This window comes from Paracoccus sp. PAR01 (assembly GCF_014851995.1).
In the GTDB taxonomy this organism is placed as follows: Bacteria; Pseudomonadota; Alphaproteobacteria; order Rhodobacterales; family Rhodobacteraceae; genus Paracoccus; species Paracoccus litorisediminis.
Genome location: NZ_JACVAW010000011.1, coordinates 32,724 through 54,155 on the forward strand (window position 1 = coordinate 32,724; position 21,432 = coordinate 54,155).

Here is a 21,432-nt window from a genome sequence, read left to right on the forward strand (position 1 = left end):
TGGCGCAATCGGGCTGGCGGAGTAGAATTGCCCTGTTGACGGGTTGGAGGCAGCGATGACGTCTAGCTTCAACGTCCATCAGGCAGCCGGCTATGAACAGTTGATGGGCCGCTGGAGCCGGCGGCTCGCGCCCCTGTTCATCAATTTCGCGGGCATTGAAAAAAGCGAAAAGGTGCTGGATGTCGGCTGCGGCACCGGCAGCCTGACCTTTGAACTGGCCGAACATGCCGATCTTGGCCAGATCGCGGCCATCGACTTTTCCCCGGTCTTTGTCGCCGCCGCGCAGCAGCGAAACACCTATTCCCATGTCACGATCACGCGGGCCGATGCCTGTGCCCTGCCCTTCGATGACGCGAGTTTTGACCGCGCATTGGCGCTACTGGTCCTGCATTTCGTCCCCGAGACGGGCAAGGCCGTGGCCGAAATGCGCCGCGTCGTGCGGCCCGGAGGGGTGGTTGCCGCCACGGTCTGGGATCATCTGGGTGGCATGTCGGCGATGCGGATGGTGATCGACACCGTCGCGATGATGGGTGAAAGCGGGCGCCAGTTGCGCGGGAAATATTGCTGGCAGCCCATGATGCAGCCAGGCGAACTGGGACGTGCCTTTGCCGAGGCCGGACTTGTCGACATTCATGAAACCCAGCTGACCATTCGCATGGATTACCGGAATTTCGACGATTACTGGGCCCCGATCGCCGCTGGCGAAGGCCCGCTGGGGCAGTACATGACCGGCCTTGACCCCGCCGAGCGGGCACGGACGGACGCCGCGGTCCGCGATGCCTATGAGGCCGGGCAAGCAGACGGTCCGCGCTCCTTTGCCAGCACGGCTGTCGCATGTCGCGGCACGGTGCCCGACACGCGGAAAAACAGCGCGGGCTAGATCTGCCAGCTTTCCCGGACCCGGCTTTCGAAAAAATCCGAGAAGGTGGCGACCCGCAACGGCAGGCGCTCATAGGGCGGGTAATACAGCGTCAGCCAAAGCTCGGGCGGTTGCCAGTCGGGCAGGACGGGAACCAGCGCCCCGGCCTTTAGCGCCGCGCGCAGCATGAACTGCGGCAGCATCACGATACCCTCGCCATTGACGGCCAACTGGGCCAGCAACTCGCCATTGTTTGACTGGAAGCGCCCCTTGGTGCGGATCTGGTGCTGTCTTTTGCCATTCGCCAGCAGCCAGTTTTCGCCCGCCGCGCTGCTGGCATAGCTTAGGCAGTCATGGGCCGACAGGTCCTCGGGCGCTTGCGGAACGCCCTGCCGCGCCAGATAGTCCGGTGCGGCGACCAGCAGGCGTGGCACCAGGCATATCTTGCGCCAGATCGTCGACTTGTCCGACGGTGCCCCCGAGATGCGGATGGCGACATCGACATCCTCGGCCACGATGTCGATCAAGCGGTCGGTCAGGCTGACCTCGACATGGGTGCGGGGATGGATCGCCGCGAATTGCGACAGCACGCTGGGCAGCACCTGCGCCCCCAGTGACAGCGGCGCGCTGATCCGCAAAAGGCCGCTGAGTTCACCCTGCCGTTCGCGCATTTCCTCGGCGGCCTCAGTCAGCCCCTCGGTCAAAGGTGACACGCGGGCCGCGTAAAGCGCCCCCGCCGCGGTCAGCGACACCGCCCGCGTCGTCCGCACCAGCAACTGCGCGCCCAACCCGTCCTCCAGCGCCGCGACCGCCCGTGTGACTGCCGCAGGCGCAATCCCCAATGTCCGCGCGGCCCCGGAGAAGCTGCGCTGTCGAGCCACTTCAAGAAAGATCCGGATCGATTCAAGTTCGCCCATTATTGCTCAATCTGAAATAAATAATGCTATTTTACGTGTATTCTCTGCAATGGCAAATGGGGCCATCTTTGCTCTCGACAAGGGCGCGGATCGACCCGCCCGAACAGGAGAGATAATCATGCTGCATCAGATCAAGGGCCTGCACCACGTCACCTCGATGGCGGCTGATGCCCAGGAAAACAACAGCTTCTTTACCGGGACGCTGGGTCTGCGCCGGGTCAAGAAGACCGTGAACTTCGACTCCCCCGACGTCTATCACCTGTATTACGGCGATGAGGTCGGCACGCCCGGCTCGGTCATGACCTATTTCCCCTTCCCGCATATCGTCCGCGGCCGCCCCGGCTCGGGTGAGGTTGGCGACACCCTGTTCACCGTGCCGAAGGATAGCCTTGGCTTCTGGAAAGCCCATCTGGCGGCACAGGGCGTGAAGGGGCTGAAGGACGAGGAACTGTTTGGCGAGAAGCGTCTGCGCTTTGCCGGTCCCGATGGCGACGGTTTCGCGCTGGTCGAAAAGGACGGCGACCCCCGCGCCGCTTTTGCCGGTAGCGTTCCCACGGATGAGGGCATTCAGGGCTTCCACGGCGTCAGCATGCGTCTGCGCGACAAGGGTGCCACGGCCGAGCTACTGAAGTTCATGAACTATGAGCCCGTGGACCAACAGGGCAACGTCACCCGCTTTGCGGTGCGTGATGGCAATGGCGCGGATTTCGTCGATCTTGAGACCCTGCCCGATGCCGCCCAGGCCCGTCAGGGTGCCGGTTCGGTCCATCACGTCGCCTTCGCGGTCGAGAACCGCGCCGCCCAGCTTGAGGTGCGCAAGGCGCTGATGGATACCGGCTATCACGTGACGCCGGTGATCGACCGCGACTATTTCTGGGCGATCTATTTCCGCACCCCCGGCGGCGTGCTGTTCGAGATCGCGACGAATGAGCCCGGCTTCGACCGTGACGAGGACACCGCCCATCTGGGCGAGGCCCTGCGGATCCCGCATCAGCACGAACATCTGCGCGCCGAGATCGAGCGCATTTTGCCCCCGATCAATGATTGACCCCAGCAGCGGCGGCCCCCGTGCCGCCGCTTGAAAGGAGGACAAGATGAGCATTCACAGCTATCACCATTTTGCCAAGGCCCCGGCCAAGGGTCAGCCGCTGATCCTGGCCTTTCACGGCACCGGCGGGGATGAACACCAGTTCCCCGGCCTGATCGCGCGGATACTGCCCGATGCGGGCATCGTTTCGCCGCGCGGAGACGTGTCGGAACATGGCGCGAACCGCTTCTTTCGCCGCACCGGCGAGGGCGTCTATGACATGGCGGACCTTGCCCAGCGGACAACGAAGATGGCGGAATTCGTCGCCGCCCATCGCGAGGCCAATCCCGGCGTGCCCATTTGGGGGCTGGGCTATTCGAACGGGGCGAATATACTTGCCTCGGTGCTGTTCAAGCAACCCGATCTGTTTGATCGCGCCGTGCTGATGCACCCGTTGATCCCGTTCCGTCCAGACCCACAGCCGGGTCTTTCGGGTCGCCGGGTCCTGATCACGGCGGGCAGGCGCGACCCGATTTCGCCGCTGCCCCTGACCAATGCCCTTGCCGACTACCTGAAGGAGCAGGGCGCTGCGATCGATCTGCACCTGCATGACGGCGGTCATGAAATCCGCCCGGATGAGCTGGAAGCTGTGCGCAGCATCTTTGCCTGAATCAAGCCACCCGGTCGCAAGCCGGGTGGCCCTCATCGCCGTGATTTTTCCGCGCCTTACAGGCTGTGCGGCAGCGATCTGCCCATATCCCCAAAGCAATTTCTGACGCATATTGGCGGCATGAGCGCGGATGCCACGACACGCATAAGCTGGAAGGGGGCGACGCTGGCCACGCGCTATGCGCTGGCCAGCGGGATTGTCCTGATCCTTGCCGCGCTGCTGATCAGCAGCTTCATTACCCGCCGGATCGAGGCGAATGTCGTCAGCAATTCCGCGAACTCGACCGCACTGTTCATGGACAGCGTGCTGTCGCCTTTGGCGCAGGATCTGGCCACGCAGGACCGGCTTGGCCCCGGCGCGCAGCAGGCGCTGGACGAAATCTTCCTGAACACGCCGCTTGCCGACCGGGTCCTGTCCTACAAGATCTGGAAGCCCGGCGGGCTGATCGCCCAGGCCTCGGACCCCGCGCTGATCGGGCGGACCTTCCCGGTGTCGGACAGCCTGACCCGCGCCCTGCACGGAGAGGTCGCGGCCGAGTTTTCTTCGCATTCAGATGAAGAGGACCGCGCCGAGCGTGCCTTTGGCGTGCCGCTTCTGGAAATCTACAGCCCGATCCGCAAGGATTACACCGGCGAGGTCATTGCCGTGGCCGAGTTCTACGAATTCCACGAGCAGCTTGAGGCTGACCTTGCCGCCGCACGACGTGATACGCGGCTGGCCGTCGCCGGGGTGATCGCCGGGCTTGGGCTGGTGCTTTACCTGATCGTCCTGCGCGCCAGCCACATGATCCAGCGCCAGCAGGATCGTCTGTCTAAGCAATTCGCGGAGCTGCAGACGATGGCGCAGCGCAATCGCCGCCTGCGCGATCAGGTGCGCGACGCGGCCGGGCGGGCGGCGGATGCCACCGAACATTCGCTGCGCCGGATCGGGGCTGATCTGCACGACGGTCCGGCCCAGCAACTGGCCTTTGCCGCGCTGCATCTGGATGGGCTGCGCGAGCGTCAGGCCAGTTCCACGGATGCCGCCGAAATCGCCGCCGTCGAGCAGGCGCTTGCCGGGGCGATGACGGAAATCCGGGCGATCTCTCGCGGTTTGGCCCTGCCCGAGATTGCGGGCAAAACCCCCGCGCAGATCACCCGAATGGCGGTTGATGAACACCGCCTGCGCACCGGAAACCCGGTCCTGTTCGAGGTCGACGGCGACAATTCCCCCGACTTGCCGCCCGCGGCGGATGTCTGCCTTTACCGCTTCGTGCAGGAGGGGCTGAACAATGCCGCCCGTCATGCCGGGGCCGAGGGGCTTGCGGTGCGGTTGACCATGTCGGAACGGCGGCTTGAATTGCGGGTGATCGATGCCGGGCCGGGCATCCCCTCTGATCCCGGCGCGGCGGGGCTTGGCCTTGCCGGTCTGCGCGACCGGGTCGAAAGCCTTGGCGGCAGTTTCCGCGCCGGGCAAGCCCCCGAGGGCGGCGGGTTGCTGGAACTGGTCTTTGATCCCGGAGAATGGAAATGACCCCGATCCGCGTGTTGATCGCCGATGACCATCCGCTGTTTCGCGAAGGCGTCGCGGGCATCCTTGACCGCCATGACGGCACCAGCGTCATCGCGCAAGCCACCAGTGGCCGCGAGGCGGTCGAGTTGGCGGCAAGCCTTGCCCCCGATCTGGTGCTGTTGGACCTGTCGATGCCCGATGGCGGGATCTGGGCGCTGGAGCAGATCAAGCAGCAGGATCAGCCGCCCGTTGTCGCCATGCTGACCGTGGCCGAGGATGACGACAGCGTCTTCCGCGCGCTGAAGGCGGGGGCGGACGGCTATATCCTGAAGGGGGTCGGCGGTCGCGATCTGGTCGCGGCAGTCGAGGATCTGGCCGCCGGGCGCAGCTATGTCTCGCCGGGGCTGGCGATGAAGGTGCTGCAGGCGCTGCGCGCCGCGCCGCCCAAACCCGGCCATGGCGATCCGGTCGATGCCCTGACCGCGCGCGAGGAAGAGATCCTGCGCCTGGTCGCTCAGGGCAAAAGCAACAAGGAGGTCGGGCGCGCGCTCGACCTCCAGGAAAAGACGGTCAAGCATTACATGACCATCATCTTGCAGAAGCTACAGGTCCGGAACCGGACCGAGGCCGCGCTGATCGCGCGCGACCGCTGGTCCCAGCCCTAGCGTGCGGCGGCGAACAGCCGTGCCCGATCCGAGGGGCGTGCCGGGCGCTGAATCACCGTGCGGCCCGAAGCGTCCTTAAGCTCATAGCGGCCGGCCTCGATTTCCTCTTTCCAGCCGTCGCTATAAGTGACCTCGATGTTTCTGCCGTTGGTTTCCAGCTTGGCCACGGTCCCGCCGCCCCGAATGCTGCCATTCGGCCCGATCCGACCACCACCCGAGGCGGTTCCAGCCTGTTGCAGGCGGGCATAGTCGCGGCGCGTGGCGGGGCGTTCTTCGATGGTGCGGCCAGCGGCGTCCTTGCGCTCGAACCGGCCATCCTCGATCTCGATCCGGCTGCCGTCGCTCAGGGTGACTTCGATGCCGCCATCGTCGTCATCGCCACGGCCCCGCGCCTGTCCACGACCCCGGTCGTCACCGACATCATCCCTGCCAGAATGGTCGTCGTCACCGTCGTCATCACCGCCCCGCCCGCGATCATCATCGCCACCGCGACCGCGGCCACCGCGATCATCGCTGCCGCCGTTATCATCGTCGTCGTCATCATCCCCGCCGGAATGATCATCGTCGCGGTCATCGTCACCGCCACGGCCATGGTCATCATCGCCACCGTTATCGTCGCCGCCGCCGCGATTTCCATCGCGCGCCATCGCCAACGATTTCTCAAGTGTGATCAATCCGCTGGCTGGGTCGTAGCTGAGCCCATAGGGTGCGGCCGCGAAAAGCGAAGCGGCCAGCACCAGTCGCGCAGAGGTCAAGATCAGATCCTTGGGCATCGCATGTCCTTTCGGTTCAGCGCCCGACGGGCGGGCAAATTGGGCTGAACCCAGAAGACAACATCCTGACGCCCAATTCTTCGGACCTTGGTCCGAGGATCTGGGCGAAAAGGTCCGGTGCTGAAAAATGCCGCCTAATCAGCCTTGCCGATGAAGTCCCTGACGGCGGCAATCGTCGCGGCGGGCTGTTCCTCCATCAGCCAATGTCCGGCATCGGGGATCACCACCCCGGTCACATCACCAGCCGCATTGCGCATCACGGCGGCCTCATTCGCGCCAAAGGACTTCTCGCCACCGATCGCCAGAACCGGCATCGTCAGCTTCGTCGCCATGGTGGCGCGATTGTCCTCGGCATCCTGCCGGATCGAGCGGAACTGCGCAAAGGCCGAACGCATTGCGCCGGGCCGGGCGTAAAGCGCGGCGTAATGCGCCCGTGTCGCCTCATCCAGCTTGGCGGGATCGGCGGCGAACTCGTTCCAGAAGCGATCCAGATAGATCCGCTCTCGCCCCGCCACCAGACGTTCGGCATCCGGTCCGCCGAAATCGAAATGCCAGAGCAGCGGATTTCGGACGATTTCGTCCCAAGGCGGAATCCCCGGAACCGGGGCGTCCATGACCATCAGCTTGTCGGTGGCCTCGGGGAACCGGGCGGCAAAAGCATAGGCGACCATGGTGCCGATGTCATGCCCGACAATGACCGCGTGGTCCGTGCCCAGCGAGGTCATCACCGCGCGAATATCGCCCGCTTGCGTGCGTTTGTCGTAGCCCCCTTCGGGATGCGAGGACAGGCCCATGCCGCGCAGATCGGGTACGATCACGCGGTGATCGCGGGCCAGATCCGCAGCCAATGGCTGCCACATATCCCCGGCATCGCCGAAACCGTGGATCAGCACGACGGCGGGTCCCTCTCCGCCGACCCTCAGGTGAATGGTCGCGTCATCCACCTGAACATCCTGCATCTGGAAGTCGGGCGGGAAATCATGGACCTCGGCCGAAACGGACGAGGCCAGCAGAGTCAGGGAAATCAAGCTGATGATGGGCCGGAACATGTCATTCATCTCCTGAACGGATCGGAACCAGTCGCGGCGGGATCATGGCATGAAAGGTGGCGTCTGACCGGATTTAATCGCGGTCAGCCATCGCGGCCCGCCATTTCGAGATCGCCATGCGGAAACGGCAGGCAGAAATACAGCGCGCAATCCGATTGCCACCGCGTACAGGAAACGGCGAAAAGAGGGCGAGGGAACACTCTAATCGGGAAAGGTCCAGGATGCGCATCCTGCTGGTCGAGGATGACGAAGGGCTGGGCACGGCCGTCAGGGATCAGATCGTCGCCGACCGGCATCTGGCCGACTGGGTTCGCGATCTGGCCGATGCGCGCGCCTGCACCGAGACCACCGATTACGACCTGATCCTGCTGGACCTGATGCTGCCCGACGGGCGCGGCCTCGATTTCCTGCGGGATCTGCGCGGGCGCGGCGCCGCAACGCCGGTCATCGTGCTGACGGCGATGGACCGCATCTCGGACCGGATCGAGGGGTTGAATGCCGGGGCGGACGACTATCTGGTCAAGCCCTTCGACCTGTGGGAGCTGTCCGCCCGCATCGGGGCCGTCGCCCGCCGCTATATCGGCAACCCCAATCCGGTGATCCATTTTGGCCCGTTTCGCGTCGATCTTGCCATGCGACAGATCACCGGACCGGATGGCCCGGTCGATCTGAGCCGGCACGAATGGATCGTGTTCGAGACCCTCATGCGCAATGCCGACCGGCTGGTCTCGCGCCCCGAGATCGAAAACCAGATCTATTCCTTCGATGAAGGCGTCGAAAGCAATACGGTCGAGGTCTATGTCAGCCGGTTGCGCCGCAAGCTGGGCCGCGACCGCATCCAGAACCAGCGCGGTCTTGGTTATCGTATCCTGAAATAGCGCCGCCGCCGCGTTCAGCTTCGCGTCAGGTTCGCTATCTAGCCTTGCGCCAGAAACAAGACTTCGGGGTCGCATAAGCAACGTTCGGGGCATTGCGGCATGGACAAGAGCATGACGACATCCACCTTCTGGCTGGCCATCGGCCTTCTGGGGCAAGCGCTGTTCAGCGCAAGATTTCTGGTCCAGTGGATCGTCAGCGAAAGACAGGGGCGCAGCGTCATTCCGCTGGCCTTCTGGTGGCTGAGCCTTGCAGGCGGCTGCGTGCTGCTGGCCTATGCCGTGGCGCGGCGCGATCCGGTCTTCATCATCGGTCAGGCCGCCGGGCTGGTGGTCTATCTGCGCAACCTGCGCATGATCCGCGCCGAGGCCGCCGCCAAGGTCGCAGCATGACCGATCAGCTTGCCGAAAGCCGCGAGGCGGGATTGCAGGTGCCGCCCCTTGCGCTGGCCATGTGCCTGTTTGCGGCGATTTCCGTGCTGGGCGTGATCCTGCGTCCGGCCTTGCCGATTGATGAGACCCGCTACCTGACCGTCGCGTGGGAGATGCGCCTGTCCGGCGACTGGCTGGTGCCGCATCTGAACGGGCTGACCTACAGCCACAAGCCGCCCCTGCTGTTCTGGCTGATCAACCTGATCTGGCTGGTCACGGGCCCGTCCGAGATCGCCGCCCGGCTTGTCGCTCCGGCCTTTGGGCTGGCGTCGATCTGGGCGACGGCGCGGCTGGCGCAAAGGCTGGTGCCTGCATCGCCCGATATCGGCGGGCGCGCGGCGCTGGTGCTGACGGGGTCGCTGGGATTTTCGATCTTTGCCGGGCTGACGATGTTCGACGCGCTGCTGACGCTGGCGACCGTCCTTGGCGTCACCGCGCTGACCAACGTGCAAACGCAGGCGCGGGCCGCATGGCTGGGCTTTGGTGCAGCGCTGGCCCTTGGGGCGCTGGCGAAAGGGCCGGTAATCCTGCTGCATCTGCTGCCGGTGGCGCTGGCCACCCCGCTTTGGGCCGGGATCGGTACCAAACAGATGATCAAGGGGCTGGCGCTTGGTCTGCTGACCGGGTTGGCCATCGTCGCGCTGTGGCTGGTCCCCGCGTTGATCGCCGGTGGCCCGGAATATCGCCACGCCGTCCTGTGGACGCAAAGCGCCGGGCGCATGGTCGATTCCTTTGCGCATCAGAAACCCTTCTGTTTCTTCCTTGCTCTGGCACCGCTGCTGATCTGGCCGTGGGGCTGGTCCACCACTGCATGGCGCGCCGCCCGGCTGCCCGGCCCGCTGCCGGTCTGGATCGGCGCGACTTTCGTGATCTTCAGCCTGATCAGCGGCAAGCAGGCGCATTATTCTATATAAATCTAACAAAAACAGAGTGTTTAGTTGTTCCGTAGGTATGGACAAAATGAAAACGAACCATGAATCTTGTTCCGACCTGCGCTAAGGAAGGAGCGCTAGACAGACCGACAGTTACGGACCGTCAAGGGCAGCTAGCCACGCGCTAACCGCTCGCCGATCCCTGCCCGCAACGCAATAGCAATGCGTCTCAGTTCCTGCGAGCGCAGACCGGCATTCTCAATCCACACCCCCTTCTGCCAGGCACGCGCCAGTATCGCGCCTTTGGGATGAGAGCCCGCCGCTAGCGATAGCGCCGCCTCCAGCTCTGCATCGCCGCGCAGATCCTCGGAGAGCGTATCGATAACGGCGCTGTCGATGCGCGTCATTGCCAGCGCCAGCCCTTCATCCGCCGCGATCTGCTCCGACCATGCACCTCCAAAGCTGACATTGCCGAGTTGCTGTTTCCTGTCCATTTCGCCCTCTTGCTGAATGAGAACAAATATAGAACATAAGAGCCGGTCAAACCATCCGCAGGATCTTGGGAAATGGGACCGTTCCGGACACTATACATCGACATGAACAGCTTCTTTGCGTCGGTCGAGCAGCAGTTGGAGCCGTCGATTCGAGGGCACCCGGTCGCCATCACCGCAATGGAAGATGAGAAAGGCTGCTGCGTCGCGGCCAGCTACGAGGCCAAGGCCTTCGGGGTCAAAACCGGCACCAGCGTGGCCGAGGCACGCCGCATGTGTCCCGCGATCGTGTTCCTGCCGTCTCGGCATCGACTCTATGTGCGCTTCAATTTGCGCGTGGCCGCAGTGCTGGACCGCTTTGCCGAGCTTGAGCGCATCCGTTCGGTTGATGAATTCCAGATCGCGCTATCTGGCCCGGCCACCGCGTTGGACGGCGCCCGCGCGCTGGTGGCACAGCTCAAGGCGGCAGTGGCGACCGAAGTCGGGGAGTGCCTGCGCTTCAGCGCCGGCATCGGACCAAACCATCTGCTGGCAAAGATCGCGGGCAAGCTGGAAAAGCCGAATGGCTGTCAGCACCTAGGCCCGGACAACATGCCGGATCGAATTGCGCATCTCGCCCTCGACGATCTGCCCGGCATCTCGCGTTCGATGCTGGTGCGCTTACAGCGGGCGGGTGTTCATGATGTGGTTTCGCTGTGTCGCCTCGATCCGCGCCAGGCGCGGGCAATATGGCACAGCGTCGAAGGCGAGCGATTTGTCCGATCGCTTCAGGGTGAGCCGATCCCGCTGGTCAAAACGCGGCGTGGCGGTTTCGGCAATAGCAAAGTGCTGGCACCCGAGTTCCGCCGGCCGGCCGAAGCCTATCTGGTGTCGCGCTGGCTCATTGAAAAGGCGTCGGCTCGGTTAAGGCGCGAAGGACGCGTGGCGGCAAGTTTTGCGCTGCAGCTGTCGCTCTATGATCGGGCGCCCTGGGCGCGGTCGATGCGCTGCGCCCCGACCCAAGACACGCTGGACTTCATGCGGATCAACCGTGCGCTTTGGCGAAGCTCGTGGCCCGATATCCGCGGCGGTCAGATTGCTTCTATTGGCGTGCATCTGGGAGACGTGGACTTTCTGAAGACCCGCACCGGAGATCTTCTCAAGCCAATCGCACCGGGAGAGATGACCGCAGGTGAGCGCGCATCTGCCGCTGCCGACTTCATCAACCAGCGCTTCGGCCAAGGCACCATCCAGTTCGGGATCAACCGCCCTCATCCCGGCTTCTTTGAGCGAGGCTGAGGTGCGGCGAGGCTGCTATGCGGACGAAGCGGACGTTCGTTATCGCAGCGGGGCCTCGCACACCCGAGAAAACCGTGACCATCAGGAAGGAGCGAAAACTCGTGAATTGAGGCGAGACGTTTCGTTCTTAACCTCCAAACGACGTCATCGCACTGCAGTATTGCGTCGGCTGGATCTCCGCACGGCGTGTCTGCAGACAGCCTATCAAGAGCGATCGGCTTAGGCGACCTCCACCAAGGTCTGCCCGTTCTTGCAATGTCGAAGCAGCATGCGTTCTACTTTCCGGGATCTTACAATGCGCCGCGCGGGAGCGGCAACATAGCTTGGCGTTGCAATCTCGGGAAAGAGAAGCGCGATTTCGCGCCGTGCTTCGGGTCCCATCATCTTGCGCGCCATTGCTCCCAGCAACAGCGTTTCCGACCAGCAGCCGTTGGCGCGAACAAGTTCGTGGTGATCGAGCAGGATGTGGAAATACTCGATCGGGGACGTTGGGTCCTGCGACACGCCGGGATAGCCAAGCAGTTTCTTCGCCGGCACCAGCACCTCATCCGCACCGAACATGGTCCGCACGATACGGGAAGACAGCAGGACCCGGTGTTGCGGCGAAAGAACGAGGTCCGTTTCGGGATTGTTGGCCCCAAACGCGCCGGCAGCAATGCGGATCGGACGAAGGGAGGGATGCCGGGAGAGCGAACGTTCACTGAGTGCACGCGATCCGATCCACCTGACGGGCATCGCTCCATGGTCCTTGGTGAGAACCAGATCCCCCACCGAGAGATCCTCGACCTTCCTTGGTCCCTCGGGCGTGTCAATCAGAACGCCCCTTGCAAAGCAGACGACCTCGAGATCCGCTACGACGAGTGCCGGACCCGGGGCGGGCACGATCTGGGTCGGCGTCGCGCTCAGGCCCCCGGGTTCCGTCGTCAGGAAAAGACGACCTCCCCCTATCACCAAGGGCTCTTCGCCGCCGTTCAGGTCGAAGATGCCCCATTCTCCTTCGAAATAGCCCATGTTTCCGCTGATCTGATTGTCGACGCGGATCACCGAATGGTTCGCGAGGATCGGTCTGATCTCGAACTCGGGCACATCGTCGCCGTCTGCATCGATGAGAAGACGCAACTCCGTTCTGTCCGGAATCCCGCTTTCCTCATAATCCGCCTCGGTCCCGTCAGCCTGCGTGATGAGCTGACCATCTGCGGGGTCGAAGCCGCGGTCGGTCAGAAAGTCGTTGACCGGGTAGGAACTCCCGGTGACGCTCCCGGGACTGCCGCCAATGCCGGGCGTGAATTCACCAAAAGCGAGCGCATTCGTGACCAGCGCATACTGAACCATGGTCGTCCTCCTGAATCTATCTGGGGCGCGCGGAAATAGTTCGGGTTCGTATAGTTTGCTTCACTTCTTTAGGAGCGGATTCCGGCGTCCAAGATCGACAGAAGGATAGTCCAGTTTTTATGATTGTCGCCGATAATCTGCTGTCGTCTGATCGATAATGCCGAAGCAAAGAAAGCGACGTCGCTGAACACGCGGCAGGATCGACCGTCAACGACTGGCCTTCCATGACGCGCTGCGTTTCGTGCAGCCCATGTGAGTGTCGGCTTTGGGCTCATTGCGCCCGACTCTCTTCAATCGGTTCGATTAGCTCCGGCCCTTCGGCCGCGATCCCGAATGGCGCAACGGGATGGTGCAGCAACTGAACACCCTCGCCAATCGACAGATCATCCGCGCCCCCCATCCATGCATCGCGCTCCTCGGCATTGAGGATCACCGGCATCCTCGAGTGGACGGCACTGACAGTGCCGTTCGCGGCGCGTGTCATGATCGTGCAGGTCAGCTGGTCCTGCCAGCGCGAGGCAAGACCAGCAAACCACAGCGTGCCTTCGTTTCCGGCCGACTGGATGAAATGCGGCTGCTTGTGTCCACGTTCGCCGATCCACTCGTAATAACCACCAGCTGGGATCAAGCAACGCCCGTACCGCCAGACGGCACGGAATGTCGGCTTGTCTTTCGCATCCTCTATTCTGGCATTGAAGGTCGTCAGCTTGAAATCCTTCAGCTCCCCCTTGTGCCAGGCCGGGATCAGCCACCAGCGCGCCATCATTGGCTCAAGGCTTTGCTTGGCAAGGATCAGAACATCTTCCGTGGGCTTGATGTTGAAGCGGTGGGGGAAGGGATCGATTTTGATCTGCGAGAGCTCGTCATCAGTGCCGCGTAGGATCGCATCAATAAAACGACCGCACATGTCAGCGATCGCAGCCGAGTTCACGGACAAATCGTGCGCACATCGCTATATTCTCCTCGTCGCCAAGCGGATGTTTTCGGAAGTTTACACCATCTCGGCAAATCTTCGGCGCGCGAAGAAATGACCGACCAGCGCCACACCTCAACGTGCGGGTTCTCTGCGAGAGCTAAGAAAGTTCGCCCGATGACCAAGCCATCGCGGAGGACACACCAGTCATCATCCCGTTCAGGCCAAGTGAGAACACGGGCCCAGCGGCAATCGGTCAGTTTTCGCCCCGGTTGTGCTTCAGGGCCTTCTGCAAGCGTTCCCAGCCGTCGGCCATCGCGGCGTCACCCAAGGCTATATTGTCTGCCAGTGAGGTAATGGCGGCGATGGCTTCGGGACGGCCCCAGCCCGCTGCTTCAGCTAGCTCAAGCACCGCGAGGATTTCAGCCTCAAGATCGGCTTCGCAGTCGATGAAGCGGTCGCCATATTCCGCGGGGTATCTCGGTCCCTTCATCACTCGCCCCTCACAAAAACGCCGGCGGCAGTCAGCGCCGCCACAAAGGCTTCGCGCGCGGCCTCCGGGTCGATCTCGCCATTGTTCAGCGCCAGAACGGCTTCGGCCGCCACCTGATATGCCGGGTCTTCGAAGTCACAATGAGCCAAGAGCGCGCGTCCCATGCCCGCCGCATCGTCGACAATGCGATAGGTGGCCGGTCTTTCCTCGAAGCTGACAGGTCTGATCCCCGCCTCCATCAACATCCCCCCCTTAGCTGTCAGAAAACGCCTACGGGCCAAGTGCGGTTCATCATTTCCGGCACCAGCGGCACTGATTGCACCACACAGGATTGTTACCCAACTGATGACCGACGGTTGTAGACTATCAATCCCAACCGGTGCCGCCCCGGATTCGGGCGGTTGGTACCGATCTCTTAGAACGCCAACTTGGAGGTCTCCATGAAGACCATCCCCTCCGAACTGGGAATCTTAGATCGCAGCTGCGCTACGCCAGCCCCCTCCGCGAGCGACGTGAAAGTCACGGAGAAGACGGTGCTCGAATGCTTGCCGCAACTTCTCCGACACGCGAGAAGCTTGGGCCTCAATGACGACGCGACGGAAGAATTGGTCGCCCGCACACTGACTTGGGCCATCGAACATGTCGACCGATTCAACCCGCACTTTGGCTTGGAAAACTGGCTGATCTTCATTGCTGATATGCTCGAATGCGAGATCTTCGACCCGAAGAGCCCGATCACGCCCAATGATCCTTGGGCGGACTGAAACGCAAAAAGACCGCCCCCCGGTGTGAGCCGAGGGGCGGTGTGGTTTATCCGGCCAGCGGCTTGCGCATGGCGTCCGTAAGCTTGTCGGTCCCGACGATCTGGGCGGCTTCCTGCAGCTTGGCCCGCGCGAGATTTTCAAGCACCTCGGCCGAGGGCTGAAGTGCGGTCACCGCATCCGGTACGCTGACGCTGACGTGCTTCAGGATCAGCTGGATTGCGGCGGCCGTGTCCAGCCTGCCTGCGATGGCCAGCCGCGCCCCGGTCAGGATTGCGGATTGCAAGGCCTCTCGGTGTTTGGCCTCGATCTCGATGCCCCATTTCTGGCGGGCCGTTCTGGCAGCCAAGGCGATAGCGGCGGTGAGGAAAGCCCCGAGCAATTCGATGATGCTCGGCGTCGCGGCGGTGATGAACGCATCAAGCGGCGCAGCAGTCGCGGGCAGGGCGGATAGCGCCAGCACGGCCACCGCAAAGACCAGGCGGGCCAGCCGATCCCCGAAGGCCCAGACCAGCAGCCCGATCAGGCAAAGCGCGCAGAGCGCGACGATGTAAGTCAAAAACATGATTGAACCTTTCAGCAGGGTTGCCAAGGAAGCCAATGGCCGTCGCGCAGCCAGCCGTGCCAGCCACACGGCATGCGGCCGTTGAATATCGACGGGGATAGGGTCGGGGCGTCGTCGGTGCCGGAGAATTCCCACGACGGGCCGTGGCAACAGGAAGCGCAGCCGCAGACCCGGCGACGCAGGTAGCTCTCACGTCCGCAGCCGCTGGGGCAAATGAAGGTAATGCCGCAACCGTGGTGGAAGTATGAGCCGGGGATGCGCTGACAGCGCAGCGCCTGAATGCTGGCCATGCGTTTTGCGCGCAGGCCGGGCGAGGGGAGGCAGTTGCACCCGCAATGCGGATGGGCGTGCTGCATCGGTCTATCCTTTCGTGAGGGCGGCCCAAGTGGGCCCGTCGATGATGCCGGTGGCGGGCAGGGCGGATGCGGTTTGGAAGGCGAGGGCGGCGGCGTGGGTGTCGCGCCCGAAGATCCCGTCTATGCCGCGCGTATCATGGCCCTTGGCGGCCAGCAGGCCCTGCGCGGCCCGCACATCGGCCCCACGCGAGCCCATGCCGATCTTGGGGTGGTCAGGGTCCATGAGGTCCGGCACGGCCTGCCAGCGGGCGAAAGCGGCGGCGAGGCGGGTGTGGTAGCCATGGGTGGCATAGCCCGCGCCGTTGTATCCGCGCGCAAACCCGGACCAGTCGTGGCGGCGTAGATCGTCGTCGAGGTTCTCGGTCTCGATGAAGCGGATCATGGCTTCGAGGCCCGCGACCTCGCTGTCGCAGAAGGCAGCAACCATATCCCCGGCCGAGGCATAGCCAGCGGCGCGGTGATTGCTGCCGAGGATCTGCCCCAACCCCCACGAGCAAGATCGCAGGGCGGCATTGGCGTCGATCCGCATGGCCGTCGCGAGGCGGGGATAGCTGTCCTTGGGATAGGGCTTAAGTCCCCATTTACGGTACGCCACGCCCTGTGCTTCGGCGGCGGTGCGCTTCTGGCCCGGTCCCAGCTCCAGCCAAAAACGGTGGGGCTCAAAGAGGATCTTCGGTCGGCCTTGGCTGTCGAATCCGCCGCCCGAGGTTTCAACCTCGATGACGGCGCGGACCTCATCCTCGCCCACGCCGATCAGGCGGCCGGTGCGAGGGATGTCGATATCGGTGAGCCGCTGCGCGCGGCCCTTGAACCCTGCGGGATACATGGCAGTCCTCGGAAAACAAAAAGCCCCGCGCGAGGCGGGGCAGGATCAGCGGATGAAGATGACCGCGACGATTAGCGCGGTGACGGCCCGGATGATGAGCGCCCGGCGTGGGCACACAACCACCGGCCGGGGATCACGGGGCCTTGTCATGCGGCAGTCTCCCAGCGCGGATGCGGGTTAGCAGCGCCTCGAAGATCGCGCCGCCAAGGGAACCGGACAGGTAGCCGAGCGAGCCGACAGATGCGCCGTCAGCGCGGGTGATCATGCCGGGCGGCATGCCCAGCCAATGCGCTAGGATCGGGCCTGCAAGGCCGCAGAGCCCGGCCGCAACAGCCGCGCCGATGGCGATATGGCGCAGGGCTTCCAGCGCGGTGACGCGGATCACCAGCGCGTTGGTCGCACCGCCGAGGCCGCCCCAGAGAGCCGCCGCTAGGGCCGGGATGGCAATAAGCGTCGCAAGGGCCGCCTTGGCCGAGGCCAGAAGCGGGTCGGGGTTTTCGGTCAACGGGGACCTCCAGGAATGGGAAAGCCCCGCGCAAGGCGGGGCTTATTGAGGATGGGTATGATGCAGGATTGCGCCGTCCGCGGCCCGCGACAGGGAGGAAACCGCGTCCCCATTGACAGAATCGTGGGTCAGGCGCAGGCTTCAGGGGCTCAATGTTGTTTTACCGACAAGACGGAAAGCCGAAGTCAGTGAAGCCTCGCCTCATGTCGGCGAGGCTTCATTCATTGGTTACTGTCAGGTCAGATACCCTCGGCCAGCAGCGTCTGCAGTTGCGCCAGCGTCTTGCCATGCGACCAGCCAATGATCCGCTGCAGGTGGCCGTCGAAACCCTCCAAGTCCACAGGCGACGACAGAATGAATGGCTGCGTTCCAGCAATCTGGGGAAGCTCGCCCTCATAGGTTTCGCTGCCGATCGCAAACCGCAGGACATTCCCCGTTTTCGAGAAAGCGAAGGTCGTGATGCCGTCCGCAGGCAAGGTGGCCGCGAGGGTCTGGACGGCGGCGACAGTCCCAGAAGTCCGGGTAACCAGCACCAGCGCGCCACTCGATCCGACGCGCAGCGCCGCCCCGGTTCCGATGGCCTGACCGACGAACAACCCGAACAGCGTGGGCGTGAACGAGTTGACCCACGGGCTGTTTCTGGCGCGCACAAGGAAGGTGAAATCGCTCGACTGCATTCCGCCATTGAGGTTGAACCGATCCCCCAGAACCGAATCCGCATTGAACAACGGAGAAAGCGGCGGGACGCGGGCTGTCTCACCACTGTTGCGGGTCTTCAGCTTGGGCAGGCGCGCCGCCACCGCCCCGACCGAAACGGCGGTGGCCGCAGCCTGCTTGCCGCTTGTCGGGGTGGCAATAATCGATACGGTCGGGGTTTCAACCGCCGCCGTTGCCGACTGATACTGGATGTAGCAGATCGCGCCATCGACCGTCGGCAGAACCGCGGCGAAGACGATGCCAGGACCTTGGCTGACCACCGCCTTCGTCTGTAGATCGAAGTTGGCGTAATCATCCGCATCCCCGGCCGCGCCGCTCGAAAGCTGCACATAGCGATGCCCGGCCGTTTTCAGTTCAATCGCGAAGCCGCGCCGGGTGTTGGCGGCAAGGGAGGCGGTGGACGCAAAGGCCAGATCATGCGCCGCGTCCCCGGATGGGGTCAGCGTATACCAGCGATCCCAAAGGTTCGTCGGCAGCGCGCCCGCCGCGACGGCAACGCCCGATGCGGCGGCCTGCGTCAGGTCCAGCCGCTGTGCCGCCGTGATCAACTGGCTCTGAGACCCTTCCAGCAGCATGCCGAGCCGTTGGCCCGCTGCGTTATACTCGACCCGCCCCGCCGCCCCCGCAGCGGCCTGCGCATAGCCGCCGTCAACATTGCGCAGGAAACGCTCGCGCATTCCCGAGAAGTCGAAGATCTGCGCCGGTTCGGTCCCGCGATAGGCTGCGGTGATATGCAGGTCATTGAGAAAATCAGCATAGAGCGCAGCATCGGCAGGCATGGGCGCATTGATCGGAGGTAGGTCGGCAATAGCACCGCGATAGGGCATGTTGGACCGCAGGATGACAGCCATGGCGTCCTCTTTACGTGAAGGTGAAGCCGGGATTTCGACCCAGCGTGATGTTGGTTTGCACCCCGGTGAGGGCGTTCGGGGTGGCGTGCCCGGTCTGGACGCATTCGCTGATATCGACATTGGTCAGCGCGCCGAGCCCAGAGATGGCCGTGGTCTGCAACGCCATCCCAAGAGTGGAGCGGGCAGTCAGGCCGAGGATGCGGCTATCGGCCAGCGCCGCGTCGATCTGCAAAGCCACGCCGGTATTGTCGATGATCCGGGCGTGGAGGATGTCGAAGCCACGGAAGCTGCCCTGCTGCAGGACGATCCCGCCTTGGGCGTTCCCCTTGATCTCGTCACCCCTCAGCGCGAAATCGACCATCTCCTGACCGATCTTGCCGATGAACCGCATCCCTGCGCCGCCATTGCGGTGGAACTGGTTGTGGTTGGTGTAGAACCCGGTCGTGATCGCGGGTTTGTTGAGCGTGCCATCCCAGCGCAGCCCGTCCGAACCGTTCCCGATCGCGACGTTTTCCGACACCATCGTCTCGATACCCGGATGCGGGCCGTCGTTCGATCCGCCGATGGTGCCGCCGTAGAGATAGATCCCGAACAGGACGTTATCGTTGCACTGGTTGCTGTTCAGCACGGTGCTGCCCGCGCCGACCTCGCCAATGCCCGCGCCGTTCTCACTGCAGATGTTCTCGGTGATGATGTTCTGGCGCGCGATATAGAGATCGGTGGCCGAGTGCTGCCGCTCCAAGAAGATGCCGAAGTTGCGGTTCCCACGGCAGATATTGCGCGAAATGATCAGCGGTTCCTTGGCATATTTGCCGGTGCCAATCCCGATCCCGGATGACCCCGGATCGTTGAACTGTGATCCGCGACCGCAGTCCTCGAACCGGCCGTCAATGATCCACGATCCGCCCGGCGCGCCGCTCGCCCCCTCATCCGCCGAAAAGTCGATGCCGAGGCCGGTGGCCCAGGTGTCGTGGATGTAGCAGCGCAGGAATTGGCAATCAGCCCAACGCTGGAAGAACATGCCCTTGGTCGATACGCGTGGGCCGCCCTCATAGAACTGTTCGGTGCCGTCGATCTCCACATCGATAAAGTTGGCCCGCGTCAGCGGCGGCGAGGCGTTGCGCAGAAATGCCGACTGGATGCCGGTAGGCAGGAACCGGCTCTTACCCCAGCCAGCCATGACGGTCGTCACATTGCTTTTCGGGGTGATATAGGCGTCGAGGCGAAAAACCCCTTGCGGGAAATACAGCACTGACGGCCCGAGGATGTTCGCCTGCGCGCCGAGGAAATCATAAGCCGCCTGAACCGCTGGCGAGGCATCGGTGATGCCGTCATTCGGGACAGCAAAATCATGCACCGCGTCATAGACCCGGCGGCGCTTCAGCATTTCCTTGACGGCGTTGCCGGGCAGCTCGGCGAACTTGTCGCGCATTTGCAGGATGTGATCCTGCACTGCCTTGCCGCCGAGGCGCGGCAGATACCAGTTGCCCAGCTCGTCGGTCAGCTCGATCACATGCCCCTCGGCCGAGGTCATGCGGCGGATATGCGGCGAGGCCACGCGCTGCACGCTCTCGATCGCTGGGGCCGCCTCGACCAGCCTTTCCTGCGCGGCCTGAATATGCTGCTGCAGCGGCTTCGTGCCCAGCCGGGCCAGATAGAGGTTGCCCAGATCGTCCAGCAGGAAGGGCGAGCGGCCATCGCTGGTCAGGACCCGCCACAGAGCGGTGCTGGTCGTCAGGTCGATGCTGGTGATTGCCGATTGGGCCCGGCCGATCTGTTCATTGGCATCAATGATGTGCTGTTGCAGCGATTTGGAACCGAGCCGCGCCAGATGCCATTCAGCCATGTCGTCCAGATAGGCCACGGGTGTGCCGGCATCGTCGTAGGCCACCAGCAGAAAATTGTTGCCAGATGCCCCGACGCGCGCCGACAGCGCCACGACCTCGCTGTTATCCGCCAGCTCGACCACCGGCGTATGCGTCGTGGCGCTGTCGCGGCGATAGACGGTCGGACGCAGCAGCCCGTCCGTGCCGCCAGCGCGCACCCCGAATGTTTCACCGTTCGCCACGGAAGCGCGCCCGATCGCGATGGTGTCACTGAAGCGCGCACCCTGAGCAGCGGCGGCCGCATAATTGGCCGCCTGATCGCTGGCCGCGACAGCCCCCGCTCGCCCCTCGGCCGCAGCTTCCGCATCAATCGCCGCACGACCCGCCGCCGCCGAGGCGGTCCCGGCGTGCTGCCCGGCCGCGCCAGCCGCGTCAACGGCAGTCCCGGCCGCCTCCTGCGACTGCGACCGATTGCCTTCGACCTGCTCGACTGTGGCGGCGAGATTGTCGCCAAGCTCGGCCGCGCGGTCGAAGCGCTCGCGGTCCTCGGGCTCGATTGCGCCGCGCGGACCGCGTTTCGATACACGAAGCCTGATTTGGCCTGCCATCAGCAGCCCTCCGAAATTCGAATGAGAATATCGCCCTCGAACTCGAGGCCTTCGCCCCAATCCAGATAGACCGAGGCCACATAGTCGCCTGCAGGTTCGTCGAGCGGCTGCAAATTGACTTCCAGCGCGCTGTCGATCGGGAGGGCGATGCAGGTATCGCGCGCGGAAACGCGTAGCTCGCCGGTGACACCATCGCTATCTACCGACTGGCCGTTCTCGTCTTCGGGATCGAAGGTGTAGATGCGCCGTGCACCGCGCCGGTGACTGATAATCGTCATTG

25 protein-coding genes are annotated in these 21,432 nt (G+C 63.6%); 10 read left to right on the forward strand and 15 right to left on the reverse strand.

Translation table 11 applies throughout. From position 1 onward, the window contains the following. Positions 1–55: 55 nt before the first annotated feature. Positions 56–880, forward strand: a complete 825-nt coding sequence (locus IB235_RS16140) for a class I SAM-dependent methyltransferase (RefSeq protein WP_192337547.1) — start codon at positions 56–58, stop codon at positions 878–880. On the opposite strand, the gene IB235_RS16145 is transcribed toward IB235_RS16140, so the two are convergent. Continuing rightward, positions 877–1,776, reverse strand: a complete 900-nt coding sequence (locus IB235_RS16145) for a LysR family transcriptional regulator (protein ID WP_192337548.1) — start codon at positions 1,774–1,776, stop codon at positions 877–879. The genes IB235_RS16140 and IB235_RS16145 overlap by 4 nt on opposite strands. Positions 1,777–1,894: 118 nt before the next feature. Between IB235_RS16145 and IB235_RS16150 the strand changes: the two genes are divergently transcribed. The 4 genes from IB235_RS16150 to IB235_RS16165 all read left to right on the forward strand — a co-directional run bounded on the left by IB235_RS16150 (position 1,895) and on the right by IB235_RS16165 (position 5,629). Beyond that, positions 1,895–2,824, forward strand: coding sequence for a ring-cleaving dioxygenase (locus tag IB235_RS16150; RefSeq protein ID WP_192337549.1), 930 nt, complete (start codon positions 1,895–1,897; stop codon positions 2,822–2,824). Positions 2,825–2,870: 46 nt separating this feature from the next. Further along, a complete protein-coding gene (locus tag IB235_RS16155; protein ID WP_192337550.1) occupies positions 2,871–3,473 on the forward strand; it encodes an alpha/beta hydrolase in 603 nt (200 codons plus the stop codon). 120 nt (positions 3,474–3,593) lie between these two features. Continuing rightward, positions 3,594–4,985, forward strand: a complete 1,392-nt coding sequence (locus IB235_RS16160; RefSeq protein ID WP_192337551.1) for a sensor histidine kinase — start codon at positions 3,594–3,596, stop codon at positions 4,983–4,985. Beyond that, positions 4,982–5,629 carry a response regulator transcription factor gene (locus tag IB235_RS16165; RefSeq protein WP_192337552.1) on the forward strand — a complete coding sequence of 216 codons (648 nt, stop codon included), beginning with the start codon at positions 4,982–4,984 and terminating at the stop codon, positions 5,627–5,629. Before IB235_RS16160 ends, IB235_RS16165 begins: the two co-directional genes overlap by 4 nt. On the opposite strand, the gene IB235_RS25180 is transcribed toward IB235_RS16165, so the two are convergent. Continuing rightward, positions 5,626–6,402 (reverse strand): hypothetical protein, encoded by a 777-nt coding sequence (locus IB235_RS25180; RefSeq protein ID WP_225612386.1) that lies wholly within the window; start codon positions 6,400–6,402, stop codon positions 5,626–5,628. The two genes, IB235_RS16165 and IB235_RS25180, sit on opposite strands and share 4 nt — an antisense overlap. A 134-nt stretch (positions 6,403–6,536) precedes the next feature. After that, entirely contained in the window at positions 6,537–7,451 is a 915-nt protein-coding gene (locus IB235_RS16175; RefSeq protein WP_192337553.1) for an alpha/beta fold hydrolase, read from the reverse strand. 221 nt (positions 7,452–7,672) lie between these two features. On the opposite strand from IB235_RS16175, the gene IB235_RS16180 reads away from it, so the two are divergent. The 3 genes from IB235_RS16180 to IB235_RS16190 all read left to right on the forward strand — a co-directional run bounded on the left by IB235_RS16180 (position 7,673) and on the right by IB235_RS16190 (position 9,672). Next, positions 7,673–8,329: a response regulator transcription factor gene (locus IB235_RS16180; protein WP_192337554.1), complete on the forward strand. Its 657-nt coding sequence runs from the start codon at positions 7,673–7,675 to the stop codon at positions 8,327–8,329. A 111-nt stretch (positions 8,330–8,440) separates the two neighbouring features. Continuing rightward, positions 8,441–8,719: a lipid-A-disaccharide synthase N-terminal domain-containing protein gene (locus tag IB235_RS16185; protein ID WP_155041743.1), complete on the forward strand. Its 279-nt coding sequence runs from the start codon at positions 8,441–8,443 to the stop codon at positions 8,717–8,719. Continuing rightward, positions 8,716–9,672, forward strand: a complete 957-nt coding sequence (locus tag IB235_RS16190) for a glycosyltransferase family 39 protein (RefSeq protein WP_192337555.1) — start codon at positions 8,716–8,718, stop codon at positions 9,670–9,672. The genes IB235_RS16185 and IB235_RS16190 overlap by 4 nt, the downstream gene beginning before the upstream one ends. Before the next feature lie 131 nt (positions 9,673–9,803). On the opposite strand, the gene IB235_RS16195 is transcribed toward IB235_RS16190, so the two are convergent. Beyond that, entirely contained in the window at positions 9,804–10,124 is a 321-nt protein-coding gene (locus tag IB235_RS16195) for a hypothetical protein (protein WP_192337556.1), read from the reverse strand. A gap of 72 nt (positions 10,125–10,196) precedes the next feature. On the opposite strand from IB235_RS16195, the gene IB235_RS16200 reads away from it, so the two are divergent. Then, a complete protein-coding gene (locus IB235_RS16200) occupies positions 10,197–11,399 on the forward strand; it encodes a UMUC-like DNA-repair protein (RefSeq protein ID WP_192337557.1) in 1,203 nt (400 codons plus the stop codon). A 219-nt stretch (positions 11,400–11,618) separates the two neighbouring features. Here the strand turns inward: IB235_RS16200 and IB235_RS16205 are convergent, their stop codons facing one another. The 4 genes from IB235_RS16205 to IB235_RS16220 all read right to left on the reverse strand — a co-directional run bounded on the left by IB235_RS16205 (position 11,619) and on the right by IB235_RS16220 (position 14,376). Next, entirely contained in the window at positions 11,619–12,731 is a 1,113-nt protein-coding gene (locus IB235_RS16205) for a Hint domain-containing protein (protein WP_225612388.1), read from the reverse strand. A 271-nt stretch (positions 12,732–13,002) separates the two neighbouring features. Next, complete coding sequence (locus IB235_RS16210) at positions 13,003–13,662, reverse strand: SOS response-associated peptidase (protein ID WP_370576911.1); 660 nt, start codon at positions 13,660–13,662, stop codon at positions 13,003–13,005. Positions 13,663–13,900: 238 nt separating this feature from the next. Further along, complete coding sequence (locus IB235_RS16215; protein WP_192337558.1) at positions 13,901–14,137, reverse strand: hypothetical protein; 237 nt, start codon at positions 14,135–14,137, stop codon at positions 13,901–13,903. Beyond that, positions 14,137–14,376 carry a DUF982 domain-containing protein gene (locus IB235_RS16220; protein WP_192337559.1) on the reverse strand — a complete coding sequence of 80 codons (240 nt, stop codon included), beginning with the start codon at positions 14,374–14,376 and terminating at the stop codon, positions 14,137–14,139. The genes IB235_RS16215 and IB235_RS16220 overlap by 1 nt, the downstream gene beginning before the upstream one ends. 201 nt (positions 14,377–14,577) lie before the next feature. Between IB235_RS16220 and IB235_RS16225 the strand changes: the two genes are divergently transcribed. Then, positions 14,578–14,901: a hypothetical protein gene (locus IB235_RS16225; RefSeq protein ID WP_192337560.1), complete on the forward strand. Its 324-nt coding sequence runs from the start codon at positions 14,578–14,580 to the stop codon at positions 14,899–14,901. Between the two features lie 46 nt (positions 14,902–14,947). On the opposite strand, the gene IB235_RS16230 is transcribed toward IB235_RS16225, so the two are convergent. From IB235_RS16230 to IB235_RS16260, 7 genes are all read right to left on the reverse strand, one after another. Continuing rightward, complete coding sequence (locus tag IB235_RS16230; protein WP_225612390.1) at positions 14,948–15,463, reverse strand: hypothetical protein; 516 nt, start codon at positions 15,461–15,463, stop codon at positions 14,948–14,950. An 11-nt stretch (positions 15,464–15,474) separates the two neighbouring features. Continuing rightward, positions 15,475–15,819, reverse strand: coding sequence for a DUF6527 family protein (locus IB235_RS16235; RefSeq protein ID WP_192337561.1), 345 nt, complete (start codon positions 15,817–15,819; stop codon positions 15,475–15,477). Positions 15,820–15,823: 4 nt separating this feature from the next. Beyond that, on the reverse strand, positions 15,824–16,645 hold the full coding sequence (locus tag IB235_RS16240) for an N-acetylmuramidase domain-containing protein (RefSeq protein WP_192337562.1): 822 nt from the start codon (positions 16,643–16,645) through the stop codon (positions 15,824–15,826). Between the two features lie 133 nt (positions 16,646–16,778). After that, positions 16,779–17,150 (reverse strand): hypothetical protein, encoded by a 372-nt coding sequence (locus IB235_RS16245; RefSeq protein ID WP_192337563.1) that lies wholly within the window; start codon positions 17,148–17,150, stop codon positions 16,779–16,781. 239 nt (positions 17,151–17,389) lie between these two features. Further along, complete coding sequence (locus tag IB235_RS16250) at positions 17,390–18,718, reverse strand: hypothetical protein (RefSeq protein WP_192337564.1); 1,329 nt, start codon at positions 18,716–18,718, stop codon at positions 17,390–17,392. A 10-nt stretch (positions 18,719–18,728) separates the two neighbouring features. Then, positions 18,729–21,152 (reverse strand): right-handed parallel beta-helix repeat-containing protein, encoded by a 2,424-nt coding sequence (locus tag IB235_RS16255; protein ID WP_192337565.1) that lies wholly within the window; start codon positions 21,150–21,152, stop codon positions 18,729–18,731. Next, positions 21,152–21,430: a hypothetical protein gene (locus IB235_RS16260; protein ID WP_192337566.1), complete on the reverse strand. Its 279-nt coding sequence runs from the start codon at positions 21,428–21,430 to the stop codon at positions 21,152–21,154. Before IB235_RS16260 ends, IB235_RS16255 begins: the two co-directional genes overlap by 1 nt. Between the last annotated feature and the right edge of the window lie 2 nt (positions 21,431–21,432).